Raw genomic sequence first — 19,210 nt, 5'->3', positions numbered from 1 at the left:
TAATAGTGATATGAATACACAAAAAATGAAAATGCTACTTGTAGCATGTAGTACTTTATTTGTTTCGCAAGTCTTCGCTGAAGATTGGTTTGTACGCCCCGATATCGTGACAACGGCTGGAGATGGGCATAGTTGGGAAGGCGCCTTATGTGTCTCCGATTTTCAGATGTTATTGGCTAATGAACTTGCCACTTCGGGAGATATCTTTCATTTGGCTGGTGGTAGTTATATTCCAAACTCGAATGCGGAGAATTTTCGCATCACACAGGGAGTAAAACTGATAGGTGGATATGCTGGTAATCTTAAAGGCACTGATACTACACTGCCTGTCTATCCTTCGGCTACACCAACAATTTTCTCCGGTGATCGTAATAACGACGGAATGCCCAATGCCGGAGATATCCAAAACCTTCTGGTTATAAACAGTACCGATACTGTTACTGTGCAGGGAATTGAATTCAGGTGTGCTTATTATCAGGGTGGAGACTATGGAGCCGGTTCCGTTTATACCAATTTGTCGAATGTTGTACTGAAGAATTGTACTTTCAGAGATAATATGTCTACTTTTCACGGTGGTGCGGGATTTACTACAGTAGGTTCCTTTACACATTTGATTGATTGTGCTTTTACGAATAATAAGGCAAAATCAAGAGGAGGTGCTATTTTGGTGGATAATGCAAGTGCGGAGAATGGTGGTCGTAAAAGCCTTTGTGTACTCGAACGCTGTCAGCTTACAGATAATGTGCTGGAATATAACAGCACCGATGGAAAATACGGGGCAGCTATTCAGATAAGGCATGGCAATATGTGGATAATCAATTCTACGATAGCCAATAATAAAGCTTATTGCAATGGTGCAGGCATATCTGTAAGTGATGGTGATACGGTTCGTATTGTATCTTCCACTTTGGCTAATAATGTATGTACCCGTGTACAAATAGACCTGGGTAAACCAAACAGTTATGGTTCGTCCATTCGTATGGAGAAAGAGGCTGTGTTGTATATTGCTAATAGTATTTCACTGGAGGGACCTGAAGATGTAGGAGATAAACGAAATCCTACGTGCTACACAGAGAATTATACCAAAGGCATTGAAAACTATTTTATATCCGGAGGATATAATTATGTAGGTACATTCTATGATTTAACCAAAAAGTATCAGGACCCTGTCTGGAATACGGTATGGAAAACGACCGATCAGCCCGGTACCCCTGTTGATGTACATGTATATGCTGATATGTTCGGTACAAACGAACTGGCTGATAATGGTGGAGGTACCTATACTATTATGCCGGTTAGCAATACTGCTGGAGCTTCATTAACCGATTTGCAAAGCATTTTTGCCCAATGGAAATGTCCTGTTGATGTGGCTTTTAATCGTGACCAACGTGGTTATGTAAGAAAAGTAAATTCTTCTATCGGTGCCATTGACGTGAGTGGTACAGTCGGATTGAATATTACTGCGAAAGAAATGAAGAGACTTGTAGAATTGAGTCCGGGGCGTTATTTCATTGAAGGGGCGACCAATATCCGGGTATTCGGTATCAATGGTTCTTTACTTCTTGATACGAAGGGGGAAACGGTTGATTTGTCTGATTTGGCAAAAGGAGTATATTTGCTAAAAACAGATGGGGTTACTTATAAAGTGTTGAGATGAAACGAATCCATTTATTAGTGTTATTTGCGTTGGTCATGCCCTTTATGGGCATGGCTGCGCATACTTATCGGTTGGGTACTTACAATTTGCGTATACAGACTTCCAAAGATACGGGAGAAAAGGACTGGGACAATCGTAAGGGTTATATTGCAAGAACTGTTATTGACAATAAATACGATGTTATCGGTTTTCAGGAAATTGCAGGTAGTCGACAGAAACAGGATTTAGAGGCACTTTTACCCAACTATGAGTTAGTTGCCTGGGGGCGTAACTCTGCTTCTGACAGTGAGGGGGAAGGAGTAGGAGTTGCTTTTTTGAAAGACCGTTATACGCTTCTTGAACAGGGACACTTCTTTTTGACGGAGACTCCCGGGGAGCCGGGGATTGCATGGGATGCTGCCTATAAACGTGTATCGGTTTATGTGAAACTCAAAGATAAAAGGACAGGTGATGTTTTTTGTTTCTGTTCTACGCATTTTGATAATGAGGGTAAGACGGCACGTATGAAAGGAGCCGGACTGAATGTCAGCAAGATATTGGAGGTTGCCGGAGATACTCCCGCTTTTATTGTGGGTGATTTGAATGCCGAACCGCATGAAACGGCTGTTCACGAGGTGTTTGCTGAGCAATTTGAAGATAGCCGTATTGTCTCAAAAAAGAAGCCGGAAGGTTATGAAGGCACCTACTGTAATTGGTTACATCAGCCTACCACCCAGCGGATAGATTATGTGTACTGCCGTAAAGCAGAGGTCCTGTCTTATAAAACGATCGTAAAGGACTACGGTCGGGCACTAATGCCTTCTGATCATATTCCGGTGCAGATTAAGGTACGTTTGTCTAAATAACTTTCAAAATACCATATATGAAAAAATGTATTTACATATTGAGTCTGTTGTTGTTGCTACTTGCTCCGTTGCATGCAGATATTCACCGGATGGGATCTTATAATATCCGGGTACTTTCCGACAAGGATACCGGTGATAAGGCATGGACGAATAGGAAAGAGTATGTTGCCCGTATCATTACCGGTAAGGAGTACGATGTTATAGGCATTCAGGAAATGAAAAAAGTCCAGTACAATGACCTGAAATCACTTCTGCCAGATTACGGTCTGGAATATTGGGGGCGTGATTCTCATCTTTTAAGTGATGTGGGCGAAGGTGTGGGAGTTGCCTGGCGTACCAGCCGGTATACATTGCTGGATAAAGGACGTTTCTTTCTTTCAGAGGATCCTGAGAAACCTGTAATATCATGGGATGCCGCTTACCGGCGTGTTTCGGTATGGGTAAAATTGCAGGATAAACAGACAGATGAAATATTCTACTATTGCTCTACGCATCTCGACAATGCAGGCACCATTGCCAGGCGTGAGGGGGCTCGTGTCAATGTAGAAACAATGCTCGGGATAGCCGGGAACTATCCTTGTTTTATTTGTGGTGATTTCAACTCATCTCCGGGAGAGACAATGGTGCATACTACCTTTGGCGCTTTCTTCAGAGACAGTTATCTTTTATCGGCTACTGAACCGACAGGACAGGAAGGTACCTATAGTAATTGGGCTCTCTCTTTCGGGTCTCAGCGTATTGATTATATTTACTGCCGTAAAGCCAATGTGGGATCGTATGCAACGATAAACGAAGATTTTGGACGGGGAATGACTCCTTCGGATCACTTCCCGGTACAAATTACGGTTAGCTTTAAGGAGGTTAACAGAACTCCCCGTATTTATGTTTCTACTCAGGGGAATGATGATAACGATGGCTCTCTTAATAAGCCACTACGTACTTTGCAAAAGGCTACAACCATTGCGCAGCAATGTGATACCATATGTGTGACCGAAGGTCAGTTTTATATTGGTAATACCCGTGATGAATGTTTAGTATTGCCCCAGACGCTCAGTTTTATAGGTGGATATAACGATAACTTTACCCGGATTATAGGAAAGACTGTTGTATCCGGAGATTATAATCAAAATGGTTCTTGTGAAGACAACTCTCGGCATTTTATAGTGGCGGCTGCGCCGGCTTTTCTGCATCTTGAAAATTTTACGATATGTGATTTCTATTCCGATGAGAGCTTGTCGGTTAATGGTGGTGCTATACAGGCATTGGGTTTAGGGGTGAAAGCTGTCAATACGGATTTTATAGAAAACTATGTTAGTGGCTGTGGTGCCTGTATTTATTCAACGGGGAAAGTGCTGTTGGATGGTTGCAGGTTTACTTCAAACCGGGCTGTAACCGGAGGTGCCATACGTATTGATTCTTCATTGTGGCCGTATGATATCAGGCATTCATTGTTTAGTGATAATACGGCAACATCGGGTGCTGCTATACATGTGGGTGGTACGTCAAATGGTTATATGTATGCGAACTCATTTGTTACGAATACAGCTTCCCAACAAGGAACTTTCTGTTTTGATGATGCTGGTACCGCTGCTACAATAACTTTGGTAAATAATACGTTTGCCAATAATTCCTGTCGTGTGACAAGCGGTATTATGAATTCTATCATGGGAGGCGGCATTTACATATATGCAGCTTCCGGTGCAACCGTTTCGCTTGTAAACAATACGATTACCGGTAATTATAATGAGTGTTTAAAGCCGGATGGTGGTTTGGGAGCGAATTTCTATGGTGCGGCTGTTTATATCCGGAAAGGTAATGTGAATCTGTATAACAATGTTATTGCTGGTAATTTTTCTACGGCAACAACAGGTGGAGATATTTATTTCTCGGCCGACGCAATGCTACTTACGTCTCAATACAATGTATATACGTCACCCGAAAGTAATAATATAAAATCTGGAGCTACAGATATTCTGGCTTACACCCCATCCGATGGTCTGAATGCTATTAACCTCCTGTTTGAAGGAGATGTCAGCGAAGGGGTGTTTACTGCTCAGCTGGAGCAGATGCCGTATAGTGCATATGTCCGCATTAAAAATCCTGAGTTTGCCGGAAACTCTATTAATATTTTATCAACCGGACAATTGAGTGAAGAATCGCTTCATATTGATCTGGATAATGATGGAGATCTTCAAAATTTTTTATTGTATGACCAGATAGGAACTGCACGTTCCGCTTTGGGAAGTAGTACCATTGGAGCGATCGAATGTGGTAAAAATGTGGGCATCTCTACTATAAAAGAGAATGGTTGTCTGTTGAGTTATGTTGATGGCTGGCTAGTCGCGGATTCGGATAAAGTACCTGTAGGAACATCTTGTCATGTTTATGACAGGACAGGGAGAGTGGTTCTGATAAAGAATTTTGGTGAAAAGGGTGTACATATTGGTACCGCTTTGCCGGCGGGATTCTATATAGCACTGGTAACTGCTATCCATCAGAAAGTATTGCGATTTGTAAAAGAATGATATGTGATTTAATTATAAATTTAGGTCTATAAGATGTCTTATTATTTAAAACTGAGTCTACGGAAGCGATTTCTTCTGTATTTTGTTCTGGCATTGAATGGAATGCTGGTAATGGGACAGGACGATGGTGTTGCACATTATCGTTCTGTCGTGAGACCGACAAAGAATCTCATTGTGATGCTTACTGATGGTACTTCGGTTGATATATTATCGGCTGCCCGCTGGTATCAGATTTATAATCAGCTTGGTGGCAGTAATCTATATATTGACCCCTGGCTATGTGGTTTAGTAAAGACGTATTCGTCAAATGCTCCTATTGTTGATTCGGCTCCGGCAATGAGTGCCTATATGACAGGGATGCCTCAACAATCGGGGAATATATCTGTTTATCCGCCGGCAGATGGTGTTAATGATTTGTTGGAGGTTGATTCTACAATGGCATACCAACCTTTGGCAACCGTTCTGGAGGCTGCAAAAATATTGAAAAGCAGGTCTGTCGGTTTGGTAGTCACTGTGGAATTTCCACATGCTACTCCGGCTGCTTGTTCTACCCATGGGCCTCGTCGTAGTAATTATGCCGAGCTTGGTTCACAAATGATTTATCAGAATCTGGATGTTATGTTCGGAGGAGGAAATTCATTGATAACTGATGACATGAAAACACATCTTCAGAGTACCAATACGACTTATTTGTGTAATGATTTGCAAGGATTCCGCAGGCATAAAGAAGGCAAAGTATGGGCACTTTGGGAAGACATGGACTTACCGTATGTGCTTGATACGGATACGACACGAATACCGTCTTTGCATGAAATGACAGAAAAAGCGATTGAACTGTTGTCTCAGAATCCCAATGGATTCTTTTTGATGGTGGAGGGGAGTAAAGTAGATTGGGCTGCCCATGCCCATGATCCGGCAGCGTGTATCACCGAATATCTTGATTTCGACCGGGCCATTCATTCTGCAATTACCTTTGCTAAACAAGATGGGAATACTACAGTAGTTATATTATCCGATCATGGCAATAGTGGTTTCTCTATCGGAAGATATGATTTGAATGATTGTACAAGAGCAAGCATTGATACCTTGTTTCATTCTTTATCCGCGGTTCGTGCCAGTGTCCGCCATTTGGGTGATTTGCTTAAGAAAGCTCAATCTCAGGATTACAAAGGTATTGTTAAGAGATATACAAATATCGATATCACCGATGATGAAGTAGCCATGCTTGTGTCGGTTCAGAAACAAATACCTCAGGACTATATGAAAGCCAGTGACGAACAGACTCTTGTCGGAGCATTGAGCAATATACTCAACCGACATAACTACATTGGTTTTACTTCCGGAATGCATACCGGGGAAGATGTTATATTGGCTTGCTACCATCCCAAGGGGGATGTGCCTATGGGACTTAATACCAATATAGAGATTAACCGTTATCTGACTGATGTTTCCGGCTTTGATAAAAGTTTGCCTGCGCTGTCCCGCGAGTTATTCAGTAAACATACGGATGTCTTTGCAGATTGTAAATGGAGTATTGATAAAACAGATCCCCATTTTCCTGTTTTAACAGTGAAGAAAGGAAAGAATACTTTGTCTGTTCAGGCGAATAAGTCTGTGGGTACTTTCAATGGAAAACCCTTCCATGTGGGTTCCGTTGTGGTATATGTGGAGAGCACTAATATGTTTTATTTGCCTCGCAACTATCTTCTAATCTTTAATAGATTAGGAAATAAAGACATTGGAATTTTATAAAAGACAGTGACATTGAAGGATTTACCGGGAGGATATTGTCTTTCCGGTGACTCTTTCTTAGTTATAATACAGATTCATAAATGTTGCCCGATGATTACTATTTAGTAAAACAAATGCAAGAACATGATAGTCAGCTTGCGTTTACACACCTGTACAAAAAGTATGGGCGGGCTGTTTATGTGCTGTGTTATCATTATCTGCATTCTGCAGAGTTGGCGGAGGATGCTTTGCAGGATATCTTTTTTAGGATCTGGGACAAAAGGTGTACTAAAGATAAAAACACACCTTTCAGAAACTTTCTTTTTACCATTGCAAAAAATCACTTGCTGAATATATTGAAGTCGCAGCATTATCATGAAAATGTAGAGGATTATGTTAATCATGTAATTGATGATTCCAGCGATAAAGAAATAAAAATACTTAAAGAAAAACGATTGGATGATGTTCAACAAGCCATTCGGGAACTATCACCCCAAAAACGCAGAGTGGTAGAGATGAAATTATACCATAATAGTACTAATCAGGAGGTGGCAGACAAACTGGCTATTTCCGTTAATACGGTAAAGTCTCTTTATACTTCAGCACTTCATGATTTACGCAGGATTTTAGCTCTCTTGTTGTTTCTTATTTAACAAAATCCGGTTGTTTTGTTGCCCATTCATTGGTTTGATATGCGAATTTCGTGTTTTCTGAAAATCTGATTAACAGAAAAATAGTTGATTTACTCCTTCCGCACAATTTTTTTTCAGTTTCTCAGTTCTTTATACTGATGAATCGGTTTCTTTTTATATGTATCCTTACTACCTTGGCTTTGTTCTCTTCTTTGAAAGTCAAGGCGCAGTTTGATGTGCACTTCACTCAATACTGGGATTTGAAGGGCTTTTATAACCCTGCGTGGGCAGGACAGACTGATAAACTCAATATTTCCGGTACATATTCTATGCAAATGATGAACTTCACCCATGCTCCGCGTAGTATGTATTTTGGAGCTGACATGCCTTTTTCGCTGTTCAATAAAAAGCATGGAGTAGGAGCGGGTTTTTTCAATGAGGGTATCGGACTCTTTAGAAATCAACGTGTCTGGTTGCAGTATTCTTATAAGCACCAGATACGGAAAGGAAGGTTGGGCATTGGTTTACAGGTGGGCTTTATCAATGTCTCTTTTGATCCTGCAAATATTTATCTCGGAGAGGACCAACAGGATGATCCGGCTTTTCCTACCCAGCAACAAAGTGGTATGGGGCTTGATTTGGGGATAGGTGGATTTTATTCGCATCCGAAATTTTATGTCGGTTTTTCTGGGCAACATTTAACCTCACCAACCGTAGAATTCGGGACACAAGAGAGCGGTACGACCAATGAATTTAAGGTTGATCCAATGCTTTATTTCACGGGAGGATACAATATTCAGACTCGTAATCCGTTAGTTTCCATACAACCATCGCTCTTATTACAGAGTAATTTAACTTCGGTAAGACTCGATATGACAGGTCGTGTATTGTACACTTTTAACGAAAGAGTATTTGTTGGTGGACTCACCTATTCGCCGGGAGTTTCTGTTACAATCAGTCTGGGAGCTACGATTCGTGGAGTAACAGTAGGATATGCTTACGAGGCTTATACATCGAAGATTGGGATCGGAAACGGGAGCCATGATCTGGTAGTAAGTTATGCGATGGATATCAATTTATTTAAGAAAAGTAAGAATAAACATAAGAGTATACGAATCTTATAATTGTGAAGAAAAGAATGAGAAGTAAAAACTGTATAGCAGTGACGTTGCTGGTCGCTTTGCTTTCTTCGTGTATGGGACGCATGGTAGGAGGAGGCTCCGGCGCACCTGGCGGAGAGGTGACAGGTGTCAGTACTACGGCATGGAACGAACCCGCCCCTTATGGCATGGTGCTGATAAAACGAGGTTCTCTGAAGATGGGCCCCGAAGAACAGGATTCGCTTTGGGGGGCTCCCGTACCGACAAAAGAAATATCGGTGGAGTCTTTCTGGATGGATGAGACGGAGGTTTCCGTGGCCAAATACAAACAGTTTGTATATTGGGTGCGCGATTCTATTATTCGTGAACGTCTTGCTGATCCGGCATACGGAGGCAATGAACTTTATAAAATAGAGGAAGACCGGGAAGGTAATCCTATCAAACCTTATCTTAACTGGTCGAAACCTATTCCATGGAGAAAAGCCACAGAAGATGAGCAGATGGCTATCCAGAGCGTTTATAGGAAACATCCGGTGGATGGGACGATGATGCTGGATGCTTCACAAATGAACTATTACTATGAAGTTTATGACTATGTGGAGGCTGCTAAGCGCCGTAACCGTTTGAATCCTACGGAACGCAATAAGAATACAGATATTCCTGCCAATCCGGATGAGGTGATTATGATTTCTAAGGATACGGCTTACATTGATGATGACGGTCGTATTGTGAATCGTACGATTACGCGTCCGCTCTCCAGCGAATGGGATTTTCTGAACAGTTACATCATTAATATCTATCCCGATACAACGTGCTGGGTAAATGACTTCCCGAATGCGAACCATGAGTCATATATGCGTTTGTATTTCAATCATCCAAGTTATAATGACAATCCGATTGTGGGTATCAGCTGGGAACAGGCAAATGCTTTCTGTGTGTGGCGTACCAATTATTTGCTTGCCGGACTCAAGGGACAAGCCCGGTTCATACAGCGTTATCGCCTCCCGACAGAGGCCGAATGGGAATTTGCAGCACGCGGACGTGATGGCAATAAATACCCGTGGTCTGACGAAGAGACGAAAGATGAGAAGGGATGCTACAAAGCTAACTATAAACCTGGTAAGGGAGACTATACGAAAGACGGTAACCTGATTACTACCCGGGTAGGAGCATATTCACCCAATGTGAACGGACTTTATGATATGGCAGGTAATGTCTCTGAATGGACATCGACAGTATATACAGAGTCGGGCGTGATGTCAATGAGCGATGTCAATCCGGATTTGCGGTACAATGCTGCTATAGAAGATCCCTACAGGATGAAGAAGAAAGTGGTTCGTGGTGGTTCATGGAAAGATGTCAATGCATTTATCCGTTCGGATGCCCGAACTTCAGAATATCAAAACGAACAGCGTTCCTATATCGGTTTCCGATGCGTACGTACACAGGTTGGTTATAATAAGAAAGGAAGATAATTATGGCAAATAGAGATAATAAGAGAAGTCTGCGGCAGAAAATACAGGATTTTATGTCTACTCCTAAGGGACAGACAATCATGAACTACGCTTATAACTGGGGAGCATCGGTAGTAATCATGGGCACGCTCTTTAAATTAACTCATTTGCCGGGGGCCAACTTTATGTTGTTTGCCGGGATGGGTACTGAGGTATTGATATTCTTCCTTTCTGCTTTCGATCTTTCGGGGGTAAAGCGGAAAGAGGAGACAGGAGATTCAATGGTAGTGGGTGCTATACCCGCTGGGACTGTGGTTGCAGGTGATGCTATGTCTCAGCAGGGAGCAACGCCGGTGAATACAGGTGCTATGCTCGGAGGGAATGTAGCTACAGCCGGCGGAAGTCCTTCGATAGTAGTGGTACAAGGTGGTGGGCCTGTACAGGCAGGTGCTCCGGTGCCATCCGTGCAGTCTGTTGCTGATCCGGTGAATAATGCACCTGTTACTCCGGAGATGGAAGAAGCTACTGCTGCTTATCTGGAGCAGTTGAAGGCGATGACTGAAATGCTTTCCCGTTGTACGGAACAGGCACAGACTATTTCTCAGGATACGGAACAAATGAATCTGTTGAGCAAAAACCTTGCAGGTATCAATGCTATTTACGAAATGCAGTTGCGTAGTGTAAGTACACAAATAGGAACCATTGACCAGGTACATGAACAAACTCGCAGAATGGCCCGTCAGATTGAAGAACTCAACGAAGTGTATGCCCGTATGTTGCAGGCTATGACTTCAAAATAAAAAAGAACAATTATGAGCTTTGGATCACAGACACCGCGCCAAAAGATGATAAACCTTATGTATATCGTTCTTATGGCATTGCTGGCACTCAACGTCTCCTCGGATGTGTTGCGTGGCTTTACCCTTGTGGATGAAAGCCTGACGCGTACTACATCCAATTCCTCCGAACAGAACCGTTCGCTGTACAATGCATTGGCGGAGTCTATGGAGAAAAATCCTGAAAAGGTGGGACCGTGGTATGATAAAGCAATGCATGTAAAGCGGATGTCCGACTCACTCTATGTTTTCGTGGGAGACCTGAAAGCGAAGATTAATGAATCAAGCCAGGAAGACCTGGAAGCAGCTTCTTATGTGATGTTTTCCCCCCGTACGGGCAAAGGAAAAGAATTGGCTTCGTGGATCAGTAAATATAAAACCGAAATTCTGGCACAGATAGAAGATCCGGTACAGAAGAAAATCATCAGCGATAACCTTACGCTGAACATTCCCCGTCTTTTTGAAGGTACTCCAGTAGCTGCTGCAGTTACTCTGCTTACAAAACTGCAGAGCGATATACGTTATGCCGAAGGTGAAGTATTACATACATTGACAAAAGACATTGATGTACATGATGTGCGTGTGAATCAGATTAATGCTTACGTCATTCCCAGTTCGCAGAATGTGGTGCGTGGTGGTAAATTGAGTGCACAGATTATTCTGGCGGCAGTAGACTCTACCCAACGTCCTACTATCTACATTGGTGATAAGCAATTGCCCGAAGACGCTCATGGATTTTATGAGACGGTTTGTAATACTACCGGTGAGTTTACTCTTCAGGGATATATGGAATTAAACCGGGGGAATGGCGATATATTGCGTCGTGATTTCTCTCAGAAATATCATGTGGTAGAGCCTTCTGCTACTGTTTCTGCTACTTTGATGAATGTGTTGTATGCCGGATATGACAACCCGATCAGTATTTCCGTACCGGGGGTTCCCAGCGGACAGGTACAGGCAAGTATTGCAAATGGAAATGGAACACTGCAACGGGTAGGCGGTGGCTATGTGGCACGTCCTACAGCTATCGGAAAAGAAGCTGTGATACGTGTTACGGCAACAGTAGATGGACGTACACAGGTTATGGGCGATTATTCGTACCGGGTGCGCCAATTGCCCGATCCTTCTCCGTTTATAGAGTATAAGGATGCCAATGGTAATATGAAACGTTATCGCGGCGGAAGTGGTTTGCCAAAAGCTGTGTTGATGAATACGGACGGTATTATTGCTGCCATTGATGATGGACTGCTGAATATTAATTTCCAGGTATTAGGCTTCGAAACTACTTTCTTTGATAATATGGGTAATGCTGTACCGGAAGTTTCATCCGGTGCCAGTTTCTCGTCCCGGCAGAAAGAGATGTTCCGTCGTTTGTCACGTGGAAAACGCTTTTATATCTCACGGGTACGTGCTAAAGGGCCGGATGGTGTAGAACGTTCATTGCCAACGACACTGGAAGTGATAGTGAATTAATAACGAATTACAAATTACGAGTTACGAATGATGAAACGTAAAATTATTATAGCTGTTGGAGTTACCATGTTGTTAGGGATACTTCCCACATGGGCACAACCGAAGGCCCGCGCTGCTCAGGAAGAGAATAAGAGTGCCAACGAACTCTCTGTCCGTGCTCAGACCAGATATCCTGGTTCCAAATCACTTCCGCAAGATGTGGTATGGACACGTGAGATTTATCGTACATTGGATATGACGAAAGAAGAGAACGGAGCACTTTATTATCCGGTAGAACCAATGGGAGACAGAATGAATCTTTTCTCGTTGATTTTTAAATTGTTGGGGCAAAAGAAGATTCCGGCGTATGAGTATACGTTGGATGGCACAGAGCGATTGACGGCTGATAATGAGATCAAGTTCAAGGATGTGCTTGACCGTTTCAGTATCTATTACGAACAGAGAAAGCTGAAAGATCGTCGTGATAGCGTATTGGTTATAGAAAACAGTGATATACCTTCTGGTGATATATTGAGTTATTTTGTGAAGGAAGTGTGGTATTTTGACCAACGTTCTTCTACTTACGGTTCGGTGATAACAGCTCTTTGTCCGGTATATCATCGCTCAGAAGATTTTAGTTCGGAACGGGTAAAATTACCTATGTTTTGGGTGAACTATAAAGATATTGCTCCTTATTTAAATGGAGCTATGGTGATGGCCAGCAACTTTAATAATGTGGCCAACCGTAGTATGGATGATTTCTTTGTTACCCGTCAATATAACGGGGAGATCTATAAAACTACCAATTTACAGAATCGTCCTTTGGCCGAATATTGTAAGACCGATAGTGCAATGATGAAGGAGCAGAAGAGGATAGAAACAGAACTGGTTAGCTTTGAGAAACATTTGTATGGATCGGATACACTTTCTACAGTTGCCAAACCAGCTATCAAAGAAAAAGTTTCTGCAAAGAAAACTGCAAAAGCGGCTGCCGAAGAGACAGCGGTGGGACAGGAAGCTGCTGTTCAACCTGAGGAAACTGTAAAAACGAATTCAAAAAAGAAAGGGCGTGAAAAAACAACGAGTACTTCCAGCGCTCGTCAAGGCTCTAAACGTGAGGCGGCTGCTCCTAAAGCTTCAGTTCGTAGACAAAGACGGTGAACAAAATAGTCCTAATTTGTGTTTTTTAATTTTAAATACATATCTTTGTCCCGAATTTTAAACACAATTTGATTATGAAAAGAATTATAAGTGTATTATTGGTAGCTGTATGTATAGGTATGGCTATGCCTGCTCAGGCACAACTTAAGTGGGGTGTTAAAGGTGGTGTGAATGTTGCGAAAGTGACTTTTGATGATAAACTTCTGAAATCAGATAATATGGCAGGTTTCTTTATCGGCCCGATGGCTGAATTTACAATTCCTGTTGTAGGACTGGGAATCGATGGTTCGCTGTTGTTCTCTCAGAAAGGTATTAAGGCTGATAACGACGCTGTAAAGCAATATGGATTGGATATTCCTGTGAATCTGAAGTATAATATAGGTTTGGGAAGTTTGCTGGGAATTTATCTCGCTGCAGGTCCTGATTTTTATTTTGATTTCAAAGGCAATGAAAATGGTTATGACAAGAGACGTGCAATGGTAGGTGTCAATGTAGGTGCCGGCTTGAAGTTAGTTAAGCATTTGCAGATAGGTTTTAACTATAACATTCCTTTAGGAAAATCAGGTGATGTAACATGGAAAGATGGTTTTGATAGTGTCTTTAAAGCAGATAGTTATAAAACCAAGACCTGGCAGATTTCTGCTGCTTACCTTTTCTAAAATAGCTATTATTATATAACGCGGATTAACGCAAATTTACGCAGATAGTATGTTTAATCTGTGTAAATTTGCGTTAATCCGCGTTTTTGTTTAAAGTAGTCAATTGAGCCCTTTAACTCACTTTTCATACGTTTCTCTGCTTTGTATCTCTGCTCCAAAGCGGAGATAAACTGCATCTTGGCATAAAAAAGGAACGGGTTCATTTTATTCTGCTCCCGGTTTGCATTATCTTTGTCCTCGTAATGAAAAAATATGTTGATGTCATATTGCCACTGCCGCTTCCCCGGAGCTTTACGTATTCTCTCCCCGATGAGGGTGCGGAAAATATTCAGCCGGGGTGTCGGGTTGTGGTTCCTTTCGGACGGAAGAAGTTTTATACGGCTATTGTTTGTAATGTACATTTTTATGCCCCTGTTGAGTATGAAGTAAAAGAAATATCTGCTATACTTGATACTGATCCTGTTTTACTGCCGGTGCAGTTTAAATTCTGGGAGTGGTTGGCGGATTACTATCTCTGTACGCAGGGAGATGTTTACAAAGCTGCTCTGCCCTCAGGGCTTAAACTCGAGAGCGAGACAATTGTAGAGTATAATCCGGATTTTGAGGCGGAAGGACGTTTGTCTGAGAAAGAGCAACTCATTCTTGATTTATTGTCTAAAGAACCGGAGCAATGCGTCACCAAGCTGGAGAAGGAGAGTGGTATTAAAAACATTCTTACTGTTATTAAATCTTTGCTTGATAAAGAGGCTCTTTTTGTGAAGGAGGAACTTCGACGAACCTATAAACCCAAAATCGAGGTTCGTGTTCGTCTGGCAGGTGTTCCCGATGAAAGACGTCTGCATATTCTGTTTGACATTCTCTCCCGGGCGCCCAAGCAGTTGGCCTTGTTGATGAAATATGTAGAGCTTTCGGGAGTCTTAGGTAATGCTCCTGTGAGAGAGGTATCTAAGAAAGAATTGCTGGAACGTTCCGGTGTTTCTCCCGCTGTGCTGAATGGATTGGTGGAGAAGAAGATCTTTGAGGTCTACCCTTATGAAATCGGGCGTTTGAATGTTCAGGTCAACGATGTGGTATCTCTCAATCCGTTGAATGAACACCAACAGCGTGCATATGATGAGATAACAGAGCGGTTTCGGGATAAGAATGTCTGTTTGCTGCATGGTGTTACTTCCAGTGGAAAGACAGAAGTATATATTCATTTGATTAATGAAATGATCCGACAGGGGAAACAGGTACTGTATCTGTTGCCGGAAATAGCACTTACTACTCAGATTACCGAACGCTTGAAACGGGTATTTGGAGCTCGTTTGGGGATTTACCATTCAAAGTTTCCGGATGCGGAACGTGTGGAAATCTGGCAAAAGCAATTGGGTACTGAAGGATATGATATAATATTGGGAGTACGTTCTTCGGTTTTTCTTCCATTTCGCAACCTCGGGTTGGTGATAGTGGATGAAGAACATGAGAATACCTATAAACAGCAAGACCCTGCACCTCGTTACCATGCCCGTAATGCGGCAATTGTCTTGTCTTCTTTGTATGGTGCGAAAGTTTTATTGGGTACTGCTACTCCTTCAGTGGAAACCTGGTATAATGCTACTACCGGCAAATACGGTTTGGTTGAGTTGAAAGAGCGATATAAAGAAATCAGGTTACCGGAGATTATTCCCGTTGATATAAAGGAATTGCATCGTAAGAAGCGGATGGTAGGACAATTCTCTCCGTTGCTTCTTCAATACATACGTGAGGCACTGGAGCAAAAAGAGCAGGTTATTCTGTTTCAGAACCGTCGTGGGTTTGCTCCGATGATTGAATGCCGCACTTGTGGCTGGGTACCTAAGTGTAAGAATTGTGATGTCAGTCTGACTTATCATAAAGGTATCAATCAGCTGACTTGCCATTATTGTGGGTATACTTATCAGTTGCCCCGTTCCTGTCCTGCCTGTGATGGAACAGAGCTGGTCAATAGAGGATTTGGTACGGAGAAGATAGAAGATGATATAAAAATAGCTTTTCCCCAGGCAGCTGTGGCGCGTATGGATTTGGATACCACTCGTACCCGTTCTGCTTATGAAAAGATTATTGCCGACTTTGAACAGGGAAAAACGGATATTCTTATCGGTACACAGATGGTGTCTAAGGGATTGGATTTTGATCATGTCAGTGTGGTGGGAATTCTGAATGCCGATACTATGTTGAATTATCCGGATTTTCGTTCCTATGAACGGGCTTTTCAGTTGATGGCGCAAGTGTCCGGACGTGCCGGAAGAAGAAATAAGCAAGGCCGTGTCGTATTGCAGACTAAAAGTATAGATCATCCTATTATCTCACAGGTGATGGCAAATGATTATGAACAAATGGTAAACGGGCAGCTTGCCGAAAGACAGATGTTTCATTATCCTCCTTATTACCGGTTGGTCTATGTATACCTGAAAAACAGGAATGAAGCAATGTTGGAACAAACTGCTGATGTAATGGCAGGGAAATTACGTTCGGTATTCGGGGCACGGGTGTTAGGCCCGGATAAACCTCCGGTGGGGCGTATTCAGACTTTTTTTATAAAGAAGATCGTTGTTAAGATAGAGTATAATGCTCCTATGAGCCGTGCGCGGGAGTTGCTCCTGCAAGTACAGCGGGAAATGATTGAAGATGAGCGTTTCAAATCATTAATCGTGTACTACGACGTCGATCCTATGTAGATTTATATATTTATTTACCCTTAGAATAGAAACTATGAAGCGAATTACGGTATTTTTATTTTCTTGTATGTTGGGTACAGGAATCTCCTTTGCTCAGCAAGGAACAACCCAGTGTGGAGTGCCGACCGGGCAAGCTCCTTACCCGGTGAACTCTTATATAGAGTTGCCGGACCCGGTGCAGCCCTCGGCGCAGGAATGGGTTGCGGTTAAATCTCCGCATACTTCCTGGGGAACCACAGATGTACGTTATGCAAAACATGTTGTGCCGGGGTTAAAACAGCAAAACACTCTTCGGTTACGTGCCTGGCGTGGCGAAAGAGTAAATGCGCAGGCCGTTGTATGGACAGGTAGCGAGGTAAAAGAGTTGAATTGCAGCCTCACTGATTTGAAGAATAACAAAGGTGACCTGATTCCTGCTGATGCCTGCAACCTTGGCTTTGTCCGTTATGTAATGACGGATGAACTGAATAAGGATAAGAAAGGTGGTTGCGGATATCGTCCCGATCATTCTTTATTTGATTCTTTGTTGGTGGCAGATCCAATAGATCATATCATACAGGATATGCAACTTCTGCCAATGACTACACAACCTGTTTGGGTAAAATGTCAGATACCGCAATCGGTAGCTCCCGGAGTTTATAAAGGAGATTTACTGATTAAAGATGGTGAACAATTGTTGGGTAAGCTTCGGTTAGAAATTCAGGTGGCCAACCGGGTATTGCCTGTTCCTTCCCAGTGGGCTTACCATCTCGATCTTTGGCAAAATCCGTTTGCTGTGGCTCGTTATTATCAGGTACCGCTTTGGAGTCAGGAACATCTGGATGCCATGCGGCCGTTGATGAAGATGTTGGCAGATGCCGGCCAGAAGATTATTACTGCCAGTATAATGCACAAACCCTGGAACGGACAGACAGAAGATTTCTTTGAAACAATGGTGACTTGGATGAAAAAAGCGGATGGTACCTGGAGCTTTGATTATACAGTGTTCGACCGTTGGGTAGAGTTTATGATGAGTACGGGTATCAACCGGCAGATAAATTGTTATTCAATGGTACCTTGGGAACTCTCATTTCAATATTTTGACCAGGCTTCCAATACGTTGCAAGCGGTGAAGACAGCTCCCGGAGAAAAAGAGTACGAAGAAATGTGGGTGGCTATGTTATCCTCCTTTTCGAAGCATTTACGGGAAAAAGGTTGGTTTGATATTTGCACGATTGCTATGGATGAACGTCCGATGGAAGTGATGCAAAAGACATTGGCAGTGATTCGCAAAGCCGATCCGGAGTTCAAAGTATCTTTGGCAGGTAATTATCATGCAGAGATTGAACCGGCTCTTTATGATTACTGCATCAGTATCGGACAGGAGTTTCCGGTCGATGTGCGTATGCGCCGCGCTTCGGAGAATAAACCGACCACTTATTATACCTCTTGTGCTGAGGCTTATCCCAATACATTTACCTTTTCTGATCCGGCCGAGGCTGCTTGGATGAGTTTCTATTCAGCACAGAAACATTTGAATGGTTATCTGCGCTGGGCATACAATAGCTGGCCGCTCGAACCCTTGCTCGACTCTCGTTTCCGTACCTGGGCAGGAGGGGATACGTATCTGGTATATCCCGGTGCGCGTAGTTCTATCCGGTTCGAAAAGCTGATTGAAGGGATTCAGGCACATGAAAAGATAACTTTACTGCGTAAAGAGTTTTTGGAGAAAGGTAACAAAGCAGGCTGGAAAAAGATAGAGAAGATGTTGGCTGCTTTCCGACTGACTGATTTCCCGGAGACACCTGCTGCTGTAACTGTAAATAGGGCGAATGAGATTTTGAACTCATTGTAGTGCGGGAGTATGGTGCATCATAAAAATAGAACGCAGCTCCTTGTTCCCTTGTCTCTTAATCAACTAAACTTGCTGAATTTATGAAGAAAATATTGTTTGTTTGCCTCGGTAATATATGCCGTTCCTCTACAGCCGAAGGGGTGATGTTGCATCTTCTGAAAGAAGCTGGTCTGGAAAAGGAGTTTGTGATAGACTCTGCCGGCATTTTATCTTATCATCAGGGAGAGTTGCCGGATAGCCGGATGCGTGCTCATGCTGCCCGTCGTGGTTACAATCTGGTTCACCGTTCCCGTCCGGTACGTACTGAAGATTTTTATGATTTCGATCTTATTATCGGAATGGACGACCGGAACATTGATGATTTGAAAGAGCGTGCCCCGGGGCCGGAAGAGCAGAAGAAAATTCATCGCATGACGGAATATTGTACCCGTATTCCTGCCGATCACGTTCCCGATCCGTATTATGGAGGTGCTGAAGGTTTTGAGTATGTGATTGATGTGCTTGAAGATGCCTGTAGCGGGTTACTGAATAATCTACGGTAGAATATACTTAGTGTATCTTTGCATTTGTAATGCTTATCGATTAAAAGAAGAGCCATCTCCAACCTGTCCGACAGATTGAAGAT

14 protein-coding genes are annotated in these 19,210 nt (G+C 42.7%); all 14 read left to right on the top strand.

Features of this window, described 5'->3' with window-relative positions:
• Positions 1-10 precede the first annotated feature (10 nt).
• The 14 genes from ACESQI_RS17480 (at position 11) to ACESQI_RS17415 (ending at position 19,127) form a co-directional block, all read left to right on the top strand.
• Entirely contained in the window at positions 11-1,657 is a 1,647-nt protein-coding gene (locus ACESQI_RS17480) for a hypothetical protein (protein WP_195661007.1), read from the top strand.
• Positions 1,654-2,502, top strand: a complete 849-nt coding sequence (locus ACESQI_RS17475) for an endonuclease/exonuclease/phosphatase family protein (protein WP_195661006.1) — start codon at positions 1,654-1,656, stop codon at positions 2,500-2,502. The genes ACESQI_RS17480 and ACESQI_RS17475 overlap by 4 nt, the downstream gene beginning before the upstream one ends.
• Before the next feature lie 17 nt (positions 2,503-2,519).
• Positions 2,520-5,027 carry an endonuclease/exonuclease/phosphatase family protein gene (locus tag ACESQI_RS17470; RefSeq protein ID WP_373126611.1) on the top strand — a complete coding sequence of 836 codons (2,508 nt, stop codon included), beginning with the start codon at positions 2,520-2,522 and terminating at the stop codon, positions 5,025-5,027.
• A 33-nt stretch (positions 5,028-5,060) separates the two neighbouring features.
• On the top strand, positions 5,061-6,779 hold the full coding sequence (locus tag ACESQI_RS17465) for an alkaline phosphatase (RefSeq protein WP_195661004.1): 1,719 nt from the start codon (positions 5,061-5,063) through the stop codon (positions 6,777-6,779).
• 113 nt (positions 6,780-6,892) lie between these two features.
• Complete coding sequence (locus ACESQI_RS17460; RefSeq protein WP_229127685.1) at positions 6,893-7,411, top strand: RNA polymerase sigma factor; 519 nt, start codon at positions 6,893-6,895, stop codon at positions 7,409-7,411.
• 137 nt (positions 7,412-7,548) lie between these two features.
• Entirely contained in the window at positions 7,549-8,514 is a 966-nt protein-coding gene (locus ACESQI_RS17455) for a PorP/SprF family type IX secretion system membrane protein (RefSeq protein WP_002558117.1), read from the top strand.
• A 14-nt stretch (positions 8,515-8,528) separates the two neighbouring features.
• A complete protein-coding gene (locus ACESQI_RS17450) occupies positions 8,529-9,965 on the top strand; it encodes an SUMF1/EgtB/PvdO family nonheme iron enzyme (protein ID WP_002558116.1) in 1,437 nt (478 codons plus the stop codon).
• A gap of 2 nt (positions 9,966-9,967) precedes the next feature.
• Positions 9,968-10,744: a gliding motility protein GldL gene (gene gldL, locus ACESQI_RS17445; protein WP_002558115.1), complete on the top strand. Its 777-nt coding sequence runs from the start codon at positions 9,968-9,970 to the stop codon at positions 10,742-10,744.
• Positions 10,745-10,756: 12 nt separating this feature from the next.
• On the top strand, positions 10,757-12,253 hold the full coding sequence (gldM, locus tag ACESQI_RS17440) for a gliding motility protein GldM (RefSeq protein ID WP_196040043.1): 1,497 nt from the start codon (positions 10,757-10,759) through the stop codon (positions 12,251-12,253).
• A gap of 27 nt (positions 12,254-12,280) precedes the next feature.
• A complete protein-coding gene (gene gldN, locus ACESQI_RS17435) occupies positions 12,281-13,393 on the top strand; it encodes a gliding motility protein GldN (protein WP_007487421.1) in 1,113 nt (370 codons plus the stop codon).
• Between the two features lie 74 nt (positions 13,394-13,467).
• The gene (locus tag ACESQI_RS17430; RefSeq protein ID WP_196040042.1) at positions 13,468-14,052 is read left to right on the top strand and encodes a porin family protein; all 585 of its coding nucleotides are present in this window, start codon (positions 13,468-13,470) and stop codon (positions 14,050-14,052) included.
• A gap of 242 nt (positions 14,053-14,294) precedes the next feature.
• The gene (gene priA / locus ACESQI_RS17425; RefSeq protein ID WP_234129908.1) at positions 14,295-16,751 is read left to right on the top strand and encodes a primosomal protein N'; all 2,457 of its coding nucleotides are present in this window, start codon (positions 14,295-14,297) and stop codon (positions 16,749-16,751) included.
• Between the two features lie 34 nt (positions 16,752-16,785).
• Positions 16,786-18,585, top strand: coding sequence for a glycoside hydrolase domain-containing protein (locus tag ACESQI_RS17420; protein WP_278510314.1), 1,800 nt, complete (start codon positions 16,786-16,788; stop codon positions 18,583-18,585).
• 80 nt (positions 18,586-18,665) lie between these two features.
• Positions 18,666-19,127 (top strand): low molecular weight protein-tyrosine-phosphatase, encoded by a 462-nt coding sequence (locus ACESQI_RS17415; RefSeq protein ID WP_007487419.1) that lies wholly within the window; start codon positions 18,666-18,668, stop codon positions 19,125-19,127.
• Positions 19,128-19,210 lie beyond the last annotated feature (83 nt).

This window comes from Bacteroides sp. HPS0048 (assembly GCF_964240755.1).
GTDB lineage: Bacteria > Bacteroidota > Bacteroidia > Bacteroidales > Bacteroidaceae > Bacteroides > Bacteroides nordii.
This window is presented reverse-complemented; position numbering and strand designations above follow the sequence as displayed.